Origin of the sequence: Streptomyces sp. ASQP_92 (genome assembly GCF_025399895.1) — a bacterium.
In the GTDB taxonomy this organism is placed as follows: domain Bacteria; phylum Actinomycetota; class Actinomycetes; order Streptomycetales; family Streptomycetaceae; genus Streptomyces.
This window is the reverse complement of the sequence record NZ_JAODUA010000014.1, coordinates 40,236-51,352: the sequence shown is the minus strand read 5'-3', so window position 1 is coordinate 51,352 and position 11,117 is coordinate 40,236. Positions and strand designations below refer to the sequence as shown.

The window sequence follows — 11,117 nt, the reverse complement described above, 5'->3', positions numbered from 1 at the left end:
TAGCTCGAAAGATGAACCCGTGACTGTCAATGACGACTCGTTCACCAACTGGAAGCACCGCGAGGAGATCGCGGAGTCGATGATCCCCATCATCGGGAAGCTGCACCGCGAGCGGGACGTGACGGTCCTGCTGCACAGCCGCTCCTTGGTGAACAAGTCGGTGGTCAGCCTTCTGAAGACCCACCGATTCGCCCGCCAGATAGCCGGCGAGGAGCTCTCGGTCACCGAGACGCTGCCCTTCCTCCAGGCTCTGACCACCCTCGATCTCGGCCCTTCCCAGATCGACATCGGCATGCTCGCCGCGACGTACAAGACGGATGACCGCGGCCTGTCGGTCGCGGAGTTCACCGCGGACGCGGTCGTCGGCGCCACCGGGGCGAACAAGATCGAGCGCCGCGAGCCGCGCGACGTCGTCCTCTACGGCTTCGGCCGCATCGGCCGCCTCGTGGCCCGCCTCCTCATCGAGAAGGCGGGCTCCGGCAACGGTCTGCGGCTGCGGGCCATCGTCGTCCGCCAGGGCGGGGACCAGGACATCGTCAAGCGCGCCTCGCTGCTGCGCCGCGACTCCATCCACGGCCAGTTCCAGGGCACGATCACCGTCGACGAGGCGAACAACAAGATCATCGCCAATGGCAACGAGATCAAGGTGATCTACGCGGGCGCCCCCTCGGAGATCGACTACACGGCGTACGGCATCAAGAACGCCATCCTCATCGACAACACGGGCAAGTGGCGCGACCGTGAGGGGCTCTCCAAGCACCTGCGCCCCGGCATCGACAAGGTCGTCCTGACGGCTCCGGGCAAGGGCGACGTCCCCAACATCGTCCACGGCGTCAACCACGACACCATCAAGCCGGACGAGCAGATCCTGTCCTGCGCCTCCTGCACCACCAACGCGATCGTCCCGCCGCTCAAGGCGATGGCGGACGAGTACGGCGTTCTGCGCGGCCACGTGGAGACCGTCCACTCGTTCACCAACGACCAGAACCTGCTGGACAACTACCACAGCGCGGACCGCCGGGGCCGTTCGGCGCCGCTCAACATGGTGATGACGGAGACGGGTGCCGCCTCGGCCGTGGCCAAGGCGCTGCCCGACCTCAAGGCCCCCATCAGCGGCAGCTCGATCCGTGTGCCGGTGCCGGACGTCTCCATCGCCATCCTCAGCCTGCGGCTCGGGCGCGAGACCACCCGTGAGGAGGTCCTCGACTACCTGCGGAACGTGTCGCTGACCTCGCCCCTGAAGCGCCAGATCGACTTCACCACCGCCCCCGACGCGGTCTCCAGCGACTTCATCGGCTCGCGGCACGCCTCGATCGTCGACGCGGGCGCCACCAAGGTCGACGGCGACAACGCGATCCTCTACCTCTGGTACGACAACGAGTTCGGCTACTCCTGCCAGGTCATCCGCGTCGTCCAGCACGTCTCGGGCGTCGAGTACCCGACCTACCCGGTGCCGGTGCTCTGACCGCACCCACCCGGGGACCCGGAGGGCGATTCGATGCGCGGCATCGGGTCGCCCTCCCGGCATGTCGCCCGCGAGGCCGCTCGGCGGGCTCGTTCCGGCGACGCCGCCTATCGTGAAGAGCACTGGATCGAAGCAGGAGAAGCAGCACGAGATCGAAGAGGCGTCGCTCGGGCAGGTGCATCGTGAACGGGTCCGGCATCGACTACGAGGCGGTGTTCCGCCGGCTGCCCGCGCCGGTGGCCCTGCTGACCCCCGACCTCGTATACGCCGACGCCAACCCGGTCTATCTGAGCACGACGGGCCGCACCCGGGACGAGCTGATCGGCAGCTACCTCTTCGACGCCTTCCCCGAGAACCCCGGCGACCCCGGCGCGAACGGGGTGCGCAATCTGGGCGCCTCGCTGCGCCGGGTTGCGGCCACCGGCGAGCGCGACTCCATGGCGCTCCAGCGCTACGACGTGGAGGACCCCGCCAGGCCCGGCGTCTGGGAGGAGCGGTACTGGAGCGCGGTCAACACCCCCGTGTTCGACGCGGACGGCCGGGTGGTCCTGGTGCTGCACCGGGTCGAGGAGGTCACCGAGCTCATCCGGGCGCGCGGCCGGAACGGCACGGTGGACGGCGAGCGGGCCCAGGTCCTGGAGGCCGAGCTGTACAGCCGGGCCAGGGAGTTGCAGGAGGTCAACGAGCAGCTCCGCCAGGCGCACGACCGCGAGCACGAAGTGGCCCTGTCCCTACAGGCCGCGATGCTGCCCGCGCCCGCGCCACTGGGAGGGCACCGCGCCGCCGTGCGCTACCGGCCGGCCACCGGCGCCCTGAACGTGTGCGGCGACTGGTACGACCTGGCCGAGCTGCCCGGGGACCGGCTCGCGGTCGCGGTCGGGGACGTCGTCGGGCACGGGCTCGCCGCGGCCGGCGTCATGGGTCAGCTGCGCAGCGCCCTGAGCGCCGCCTCCCGGGTGGCCGAGGGGCCCGCCAGCGCGCTCGACGTCCTCGGCCTGTACGCCCGCTTCGTGGACGGCGCCGAGTCCACCACCGTCTTCTCGACCGTCATCGACTGGGCCGATCACACCTTGGCGTACAGCAGCGCGGGCCATCTGCCCGCGGCGCTCCTGGGTACGGACGCGACGGTGACGTTCCTCGACCGGGCGACGGACCCACCGCTGGGCGCGCGTCCCGAACCCGTGGCGCGCCCCCAGGCCTCCATCGCCTTCACGGAGGGGGCGAGCCTGGTCCTCTACACGGACGGCCTGGTCGAGCGCCGCGACGAGGACATCGACACCGGCCTCCAGCGGCTCGCGGACTCCCTCGTCCGTCACCAGGGCGCCGATCCGGAGTCCCTCGCGGACGCCGTCCTGGCCGATCTGTTGCCGTCCGGCGGGGCCACCGACGACACGGCGCTGATCGTCATCGCGCTGTGACGCGGGCGCCCCGGCGGCGTGCCCCTCACGAGCGGGCACGCCTCCGGGGCGCGATCCGTCGGCCCAGGGGAGCCCTTGGATCAAGGGCTCCCGCTGCGGGCCGTTACCAGTAGTGCCGCCGTCCACCGACCGCGTGACCCACGGATCCCAGGAGCCACAGGATGGCGCCGATGACGACGAGGATGATGCCGATGGTCCAGAGGATGGAAATGCCGGTCACAAAACCGACGACCAGCAGGATGACTCCGAGGACGAGCATGATGTCCTCCGCTCTCGTGGAAGGGTTCCCGCTCCTGGTACCAGAGTAGGTCCGTACGCCCCATCCGGGCCTGTTCAGTACGGGGTGAACCCGCGCGGGGCCCGTTAGGCGTTCGTCAGACGGAGCTGGACGTCGACCTCCTGGTCGCCGGCCGAGGTGCCCGCCGCTTCGACGGAGAAGGCGGCGGCCAGGGTCTTTCGCAGCCGCTCGACCGCCACCGGACCGCCCTGGAGCTCTGCGGAGACAGGCCCGGAAAGCAGTACCCCCTCGACCCCGTCCGGCGCGTGGTCGACACAGAAGCTGCCGGTCCAGGCGGCGGGCCGGGGTCCTTCGTCGCGGTGCGGCACGACGTCGGCGCGGTCGGAGGTGAAGTGGGTGCCGAGGACCTCGAAGACCGCGTCCGCGTCGGCGGGGGAGCACTCCGCGAGCATGACCTGCACCAGGTCGGGGGAGTCGGCTTGGGCCTTCGGGGAGGCGGGGGAAGTTGAGTCGTTCACGCTGTTCTCCGTGCTTCTGGCTCGGTGGCCGGTCGTCCTGACGGGCCGGGGGAGGAACGCGGCCGTCAGGGGAGGGCCGGCCGGTTCCTCGGGGGATACGGCGTCATGCCCGGCAGAGGCAGAAGGGGTGGCCGGCCGGGTCGGCGTACACCCGGAAGTTGCGCTCGCCGCCCCGGTCGTCGAGGTCGAGGGGGGTCGCCCCCAGCGAGAGGACCTGCTGCTCGGCCGCGTCGATGTCCTGGACGTCGAAGTCCAGGTGCAGCTGCTGGGAGTTGCGGTCCCCGCGCGGCCACTCCGGCGGGGTCAGACCCGGCGCCCGCTGGAAGGAGATGCGGTGCCCTCCGGGGGCGTACAGGTCGTACCAGTCCTCGCCGTCGTTCTTCACCTCCCCGCCGAGGACCGCGGCGTAGAACGCGGCCAGCGCCTCGGGGTCGGGACAGTCGAGGGCCACGAGGCAGTACGTTGCGATGGGCATGCCGGTCTCCTGTGGGCCGTGGTCGTTCACAGTTCGCGCAGGGCCGGAAGCAGCTTCTTCTCGGCCCAGTCGATGAAGGGACGCTGGTGGTCGCCGCCGACCTGGACGAGGGCGACCTCGGTGAAGCCGGCCTCGACATAGGGGCGTACGGCCTCGACGAACGCCGAGACGTCGTCGCCGCACGGGATGGCGTCCGCCACGTCCTCGGGCTTGACGAAGCTCGTCGCGCCCTCGAAGCCCGAGGGGCCCGGCAGTTCGGAGTTGACCGGCCAGCCGCCCATCGCCCAGCGGAACTGGTCGTGGGCACGGGCGATCGCCGCGTCCCGGTCGGTGTCGAAGCAGACGGGCAACTGCCCGACGCGGGGCTTGCCCTGGCCGCCGTGCCGGTCGAAGGAGTCGACCAGCTTCTTCTTGGGCTCGGTGGCGATCACCAGATCGGCGAGGCGTCCGGCCAGCGCGCAGGAGCGCTCGCCGGAGACGGCGACGCCGATCGGCGGCAGCTCGTCCGGCAGGTCCCACAGCCGCGCGTTCTGCACGTCGAAGTACTCGCCCTGGTGGTTGACCGTGCCGCCCTCGAACAGCGCCCGGATCACGGTGACGGCCTCTTCGAGCATGTCGAGGCGTACCTGGGGGGAGGGCCAACCGGCGCCCGTCACATGCTCGTTGAGGTTCTCGCCGGAGCCCAGGCCGAGCCGGAAGCGCCCTTCGGACAGGAGCTGCATCGTGGCCGCCTTCTGCGCCACGACGGCCGGGTGGTACCGGATCGTCGGACAGGTCACATACGTCATGAGCGGGATCCGACTGGTCGCCTGCGCCGCCGCGCCCAGCACGCTCCAGGCGTACGGGGCGTGCCCCTGGGACTCGAGCCAGGGGAAGTAGTGGTCGGAGGTGACGGAGAAGTCGAAGCCCGCACGCTCGGCCGCGACCACGTCCTCGACGAGGGCGCGGGGGCCTGCCTGCTCGGTCATCATCGTGTAGCCGATTTGCACCATAATTCACCCATTGCCGATCCGCTGCGGCCAAAACCTCCGGCCGTCCTGTCGGGCGGCCGACGACTCGCCGGGTACCCGCTGTGCTGTCACGTACGCGGCCATCCGTTCCGCGTACGCGGTCAGGATGCACCGCGCGGATGACCTTCGCCCGGCAGGTTTCGGGACCTTGGGCCGGGCAACCCGAGTCCACAGAAGGGTCTTCCCTGCTAGGAGTCGTCGTGGTCCTCGTCGCCGTATTCCTGCCCAACCTGATGCTGCTCGTCGTCCTGGCGCTGGCCCGGTACGAAGAACGCGTGCTCGGCGGGAGCGAACCCGTCGAGGAGCCACGGGGGCGCCATCTGGTCGCCGTGCCGGACCTGCCGGAGGCCGAGACAGGGGCCCGGCACAAGGCGCGGCCACACAGGAGCACCGCCGCCCGGGGCCGCCACGCGGCCTGAGTCCGCCCCGGCTCCCCGGATGTAGCGCGCCGCGAATGACGGCATGATCGGCAGTGCAGCGGGACCCGGCAGGACGCGACGAACGCAAATGAACACGTAACGAAAGGCCTGGACGCATGGCACGTGCGGCACTGTTCGACGTCGACGGCACCCTCGTCGACACCAACCATCTGCACGTGGTCACCTGGTGGGAGGCGTTCCGCCAAGCGGGGCACGAGGTGACGATGCACGACATCCACCGCGCCATCGGGCTCGGCTCGGACGACCTCATCGAGCATCTCCTCGGCAAGGACCGCGACCAGGACGAGGACGAGACGCTGAGCGCCGCGCACACCTCCCTGTACGGAACCTACTTCGAGCGGCTGCCCTCCCTGGACGGAGCCCGCAGACTGCTGCGAGAACTGTCCGCGCGGGACTGGCGCATCGTCCTGGCCACCTCGGCGGGCGGCCCCGAACTGAAGGCGCTGCGCCGCGCCATCGACGCGGACGACGTCATCGCGGGCGTGGCCAGCGCGGACGACGTGAACGAGGGAAAGCCCGCCCCCGACCCGGTCCACCGGGCCCTGGAGCTCGCCGAGGCCGAAGCGGGGGACGCGGTGTTCGTCGGAGACACGGTCTGGGACATGAAGGCCGCCGGGGCGGCGGGCGTGCGCGCGGTGGCGCTGCTCACCGGAGGAATCGCCCGCGCGGACCTCGAAGAGGCCGGGGCGCTCGCCGTGTACGGGGACCCCGCCGAGCTGCTCTCCCAACTGGACACCAGCATCTTCGCCCAGATGGAGCGCGGGGAATGACCCCTCAAGTGGGCGGCCGATGAGCCCCGTTCCCGGGTGAACGCCTGTCGGGGGTCCGGTCCCGGCTCTCCCGGGACCGGACCCCCGACAGGCGTTCCCCGCCCCGGTCAGTCGTCGGCCGCCTCTTCCTGAGCCTCTTCGTTCGGCGTCAGCGCGTCCCCGGCCTCGCCGTCGTGGGCGTCCTCGCGTGCCGTCTGCTTGGGGTCGCGCGTCTCCGCGTCCTCGAACTCCTTGAGGACCTCGTCGAGGGCCGTGTCGGCGTGGGACGCGGAAGAGTCGTTGTCCTGCTGGTGCGGGTGGGTCATGTCACTCCCTGGTTCGCGTGCTGTGACGGGGTTCCTCAGTCGAGCTGCGGCAGCACCTTGGTGCGGTAGAAGTCGAAGAACCCCTGCTGGTCCTTGCCGATCTGGTTGATGTAGACGGTGTCGAACCCGGCGTCCACATACCCCTTGACGGCCGCGACATGAGCGTCCGGGTCCGGTCCGCAGGTGACGTTCTCGCGGACCCGGTCGGCGGTGACCAGCTCGGAGGCCTGCTCGAAGTGGCTGGGGGTGGGCAGGATCTGGGGCAGCTCGCCGGGCAACTGCTCGTTGGCCCACAGCCGGTGCGCGGTACGCACCGCCTCCTCCTCGTCGGTGCCCCAGCAGACCTTGAGCCCTGCCATCACCGGTTTGGTGCCGCCGCCGCTGCGCCGGAAGCGTTCGATCGAGGTCACGTCGGGCGACATGGTGATGAACCCGTCCCCGATGCGGCCCGCGACCTCCGCGGCCAGCGGTCCGAAGGCGGAGACGTCGATGGGCACGGGCTCGTCCGGAACGGTGTACAGGCGGGCGTTCTCGACCGTGTAGTGCTTGCCGTGGTGGCTGACCTGCTCGCCGGTGAAGAGCAGCCGCATGACCCGGACGGCCTCCTCCATCATCTCGAGGCGGACGGCGGCCTCCGGCCAGGGGTCGCCCAGGATGTGCTCGTTGAGGGCCTCGCCGCTGCCGATCCCGAGCCGGAACCGCCCGCCGAGCTGCACGGCGCTGGTGGCCGCGGCCTGGGCGAGGACGGCCGGGTGCGTGCGGATGATGGGGCACGTCACGGCGGTCTCCACGGGCAGGGACACCGCCTGCGACAGCGCGCCGATCACCGACCAGACGAACGGGCTCTGGCCCTGCTCGCCGTTCCAGGGGTGGTAGTGGTCGGAGATCCACAGCGAGGTGAAACCGGCCTGCTCCGCCATCCTGGCCTGCTCCACCAGCTCGGCGGGGGTGTGTTCCTCGCTGGACAGGAAGTAGCCGTACTGCGTCATGGGGGACTCCTCACGGGGGGTGGACGCGACGCGTCCGCGTCCCCTCCGGGTGGCCGAAGTACGCACGGGGAAACCGCCCAGAGGTCCCGAATCCGGCGCCACTGGGCCCCCTTCCCCAGTCACCCTAGGTGCGGCCGGGGGCCCCCGCACGCGAGGACGGCCGAGTGGCGGGCCGGGCCGACCTCGGGTAGCCGTAAGAAGGGTGTCGGCACCCGGCTCAGGGGTACTGGCGGAGCGCGGAGGGGGAGCGGCAGCGGAACGAGAGGGAGTGATGCGCATGGCCGAAAGCCCCGCCCCGGCCGGCCACGGGCGAGGCCTGCCCGGACGGGCGGCGGACCTCGAAGGGGCCGCTCCCGACCCGGCCGTTCCCGACGCTCCCGACCGCGCCTCTCGCGGCACGGCCGCTCCCGACCGCGCCCCTCTCGACACGGCAGCCCTAGAACGCGCCCTGACCGAGCGGGTCGACGGGGAGGTGCGGTTCGACGCCGGGAGCCGCGGGGCCTACAGCACGGACGGCTCCAACTACCGGCAGGTCCCCATCGGGGTGGTCGTGCCCCGCTCCGTCGACGCCGCCGTCGAGGCGGTCGCGGTGTGCGCGGAGTTCGGCGCCCCGGTCCTCTCGCGCGGCGGAGGGACCAGCCTGGCGGGCCAGTGCACCAACACCGCGGTCGTCATCGACTGGACGAAGTACTGCGACGCCCTCGTCTCGGTCGACCCCGGGCAGCGCACCTGTGTGGTGGAGCCCGGCCTCGTCCTGGACGAGCTCAACCGTCAACTCGCGCCGCACAGGCTGAAGTTCGGCCCCAAGCCCTCGACCCACAGCCACTGCGCGCTCGGCGGCATGATCGGAAACAACTCCTGCGGCGCCTCCGCCCAGGCCTACGGCAAGACCGTCGACAACGTACGACGGCTCGAAGTGCTCACCTACGACGGCGTGCGCATGTGGGTCGGCCCGACCACCGCCGAGGAGTTCGAGGCCATCGTCGCCGAGGGCGGCCGGCGCGCGGATATCTACCAGGGCCTCAGGGACATCGTCGACCGCGAGCTGGCAGAGATCAGGCGCGGCTACCCCAAGATCCCCCGCCGGGTGTCCGGTTACAACCTGGACTCGCTGCTCCCGGAGAACGGCTTCGACCTGGCGCGCGCCCTGGTCGGCAGCGAGGGCACGCTGGTGACGGTGCTCCGTGCCGAGCTGGACCTCGTGCCCGTGCCGCCGTACGACGCCATCCTGGTTCTCGGCTACCCGGACATCTGCGCCGCCGCCGACGATGTGCCGCGCCTGCTCGAACACAGCGCCCCGGCCCAACTGGAGGCGCTGGACGGGCGGATGGCGCAGCTCATGCGCGAGGAGCACGCCTACCTCGCGTCCCTGGACAGCTTTCCCGAGGGCGAGAGCTGGCTGCTCGTGCAGTTCACCGGCGACAGCCAGGACGAGGTCGACGGCGCCGCCCACGCCCTGCTCCGCGCGATCGGCCGGGACGAGAAGGACGCGTCCGTGGCGTTCTCCGACGACACCACGCGCGAGCAGGAGATGCTCAAGGCCCGCGAGGCCGGACTCGGCGTGACCGCCCGGCCGCCCGACGAACGGGAGACGTGGGAAGGCTGGGAGGACTCGGCCGTACCGCCGGAGCGCCTGGGCGACTACCTGCGGGCCCTGAAGAAGCTGTTCGAGGAGTTCGACTACGACCACCCGTCCCTGTACGGGCACTTCGGGCAGGGCTGCGTCCACACCCGGATCCCGTTCGGCCTGAAGACCGCCGAAGGGGTGGCCGCCTTCCGCCAATTCCTGTTCCGCGCGGCCGACTTGGTGGCGTCCTTCGGTGGCTCGCTGTCGGGGGAGCACGGGGACGGACAGGGCCGGGGCGAACTACTGGTCCGGATGTTCGGCGAACCGCTGGTGGCCGCCTTCGGCGAGGTCAAGGCGCTGTTCGACCCGGCGGAGCGGATGAACCCGGGAAAGGTCGTCAGGCCGTACCGCAGCGACGAGGACCTGCGGCTCGGCCCACGCTGGCGGCCCCAGGAGCACGACACCCACTTCGCCTACCCGGACGACCACGGCTCCTTCAACGAAGCGGTGCTGCGCTGCGTGGGGATCGGCAACTGCCGCACCCACTCCGGCGGCGTCATGTGTCCCTCCTACCGCGCCACGGGCGAGGAGGAGCACTCCACGCGCGGCCGGTCCCGGCTCCTGTTCGAGATGCTGGGCGGGCACACCGACTCACCCGTCACCGGCGGCTGGCGCTCCACCGAGGTCAACGACGCCCTCGACCTGTGCCTGGCCTGCAAGGGCTGCAAGTCCGACTGCCCCACCGGTGTCGACATGGCCACCTACAAGGCCGAGTTCCTCGCCCACCACTACGCCCACCGCCCGCGCCCGGCCGCGCATTACTCGATGGGCTGGCTGCCCCTGTGGGCCCGGCTGTCCCGGCTCGCCCCCCGGGCCGTCAACGCCCTCGCGCACGCGCCGTACGTCGCCGGGCTCGGCAAGCGGATCGCCGGGGTCGCACCCGAGCGGGAGGCGCCGGCCTTCGCCGAGGAGTCGTTCGTCCAGTGGTGGTCCTCGCGCGGTCTGCCCGAACCGGACCCGGCGGACGAGCGGACCGTGGTGCTGTGGCCCGACACGTTCTCCACGTACTTCCACCCCGCTGTCGCCAAGTCGGCGGTACGGGTCCTGGAGAGCGCCGGATTCCGTGTCGCGGTGCCCACCCGGGCCGTGTGCTGCGGCCTCACCTGGATCTCCACCGGTCAACTCACCACCGCGCGGCGCGTGTTGCGCCATACCCTGGACGTACTGCGTCCGTGGATCGAGGCGGGCACGCCCATCGTCGGGCTCGAACCGTCGTGCACGGCCGTCTTCCGCGCCGACGCCCCCGAACTGATGCCGCAGGACGAGGACGTCCAGCGGCTCACCCACCAGTTCCGGACCCTCGCCGAGTTCCTGCTCGACCGGGCCCCGAAGGACTGGGAACCGCCAACTCTGGCTCGCACGGCTCTCGTTCAGACCCACTGCCACCAGCACGCCGTCCTCAAGGACGACGCCGACCGCGAACTGATGCGGCGCATGGGCCTGGACGCCGACGTCCTGGACGAGGGCTGCTGCGGTCTGGCCGGCAACTTCGGTTTCGAGCAGGGCCATTACGAGGTGTCCATGAACATCGGTGAACTGGGCGTGCTGCCGGCGGTCCGCGCGGCCGCCCCCAGCACCCTGGTCGTCGCCGACGGATTCAGCTGCCGCACCCAGATCGAGCAGGGCAGCACCGGCCGCCGCGCCCTGCACCTGGCCGAGGCGCTGGCGCTCGGGCTCGACGGGCCGCTGCCCGCCGACCACCCGGAGAAGCTCGCCGACCGCCCCGAACCGTCGGCCACCGACGCACGCCGGGCCGCCACGGCGGCCGGTCTTGCGCTCGGCGGCGCCGCGCTCGGTCTCTACGCCTGGACCCGACGACGGCGCGGGTGAGCCCCGAGGACTACCGCGACCCCCTCCCCAGC

Annotated in this window: 11 protein-coding genes; 5 read left to right on the top strand and 6 right to left on the bottom strand. The window is 71.2% G+C overall.

Annotated features, from left to right (window positions below; translation table 11 throughout):
* Positions 1-19 precede the first annotated feature (19 nt).
* Both N4G70_RS25835 and N4G70_RS25830 read left to right on the top strand, forming a co-directional pair.
* Positions 20-1,465, top strand: coding sequence for a glyceraldehyde-3-phosphate dehydrogenase (locus tag N4G70_RS25835; protein WP_261715107.1), 1,446 nt, complete (start codon positions 20-22; stop codon positions 1,463-1,465).
* Positions 1,466-1,647: 182 nt separating this feature from the next.
* On the top strand, positions 1,648-2,883 hold the full coding sequence (locus N4G70_RS25830; RefSeq protein WP_261715106.1) for a PP2C family protein-serine/threonine phosphatase: 1,236 nt from the start codon (positions 1,648-1,650) through the stop codon (positions 2,881-2,883).
* 103 nt (positions 2,884-2,986) lie between these two features.
* Here N4G70_RS25830 and N4G70_RS25825 read toward each other — a convergent pair whose 3' ends face one another.
* From N4G70_RS25825 to N4G70_RS25810, 4 genes are all read right to left on the bottom strand, one after another.
* Positions 2,987-3,142: a DUF6131 family protein gene (locus N4G70_RS25825; protein ID WP_261715105.1), complete on the bottom strand. Its 156-nt coding sequence runs from the start codon at positions 3,140-3,142 to the stop codon at positions 2,987-2,989.
* Positions 3,143-3,246: 104 nt separating this feature from the next.
* Complete coding sequence (locus N4G70_RS25820) at positions 3,247-3,639, bottom strand: hypothetical protein (RefSeq protein WP_261715104.1); 393 nt, start codon at positions 3,637-3,639, stop codon at positions 3,247-3,249.
* Between the two features lie 103 nt (positions 3,640-3,742).
* Positions 3,743-4,114: a VOC family protein gene (locus tag N4G70_RS25815; protein ID WP_261715103.1), complete on the bottom strand. Its 372-nt coding sequence runs from the start codon at positions 4,112-4,114 to the stop codon at positions 3,743-3,745.
* A 26-nt stretch (positions 4,115-4,140) separates the two neighbouring features.
* A complete protein-coding gene (locus tag N4G70_RS25810; protein ID WP_261715102.1) occupies positions 4,141-5,106 on the bottom strand; it encodes an LLM class F420-dependent oxidoreductase in 966 nt (321 codons plus the stop codon).
* Positions 5,107-5,324: 218 nt separating this feature from the next.
* Here N4G70_RS25810 and N4G70_RS25805 point away from each other — a divergent pair, with 218 nt between their 5' ends.
* Together N4G70_RS25805 and N4G70_RS25800 are read left to right on the top strand one after the other, a co-directional pair.
* Positions 5,325-5,543, top strand: a complete 219-nt coding sequence (locus N4G70_RS25805) for a hypothetical protein (RefSeq protein ID WP_261715101.1) — start codon at positions 5,325-5,327, stop codon at positions 5,541-5,543.
* 116 nt (positions 5,544-5,659) lie between these two features.
* A complete protein-coding gene (locus N4G70_RS25800; RefSeq protein WP_261715100.1) occupies positions 5,660-6,334 on the top strand; it encodes an HAD family hydrolase in 675 nt (224 codons plus the stop codon).
* 107 nt (positions 6,335-6,441) lie between these two features.
* Here the strand turns inward: N4G70_RS25800 and N4G70_RS25795 are convergent, their stop codons facing one another.
* Both N4G70_RS25795 and N4G70_RS25790 read right to left on the bottom strand, forming a co-directional pair.
* Positions 6,442-6,639, bottom strand: a complete 198-nt coding sequence (locus N4G70_RS25795) for a hypothetical protein (RefSeq protein WP_261715099.1) — start codon at positions 6,637-6,639, stop codon at positions 6,442-6,444.
* A 35-nt stretch (positions 6,640-6,674) separates the two neighbouring features.
* On the bottom strand, positions 6,675-7,628 hold the full coding sequence (locus N4G70_RS25790; RefSeq protein WP_261715098.1) for an LLM class F420-dependent oxidoreductase: 954 nt from the start codon (positions 7,626-7,628) through the stop codon (positions 6,675-6,677).
* A 277-nt stretch (positions 7,629-7,905) separates the two neighbouring features.
* On the opposite strand from N4G70_RS25790, the gene N4G70_RS25785 reads away from it, so the two are divergent.
* Positions 7,906-11,085, top strand: a complete 3,180-nt coding sequence (locus N4G70_RS25785) for an FAD-binding and (Fe-S)-binding domain-containing protein (protein ID WP_261715097.1) — start codon at positions 7,906-7,908, stop codon at positions 11,083-11,085.
* The last annotated feature ends 32 nt before the right edge of the window (positions 11,086-11,117 follow it).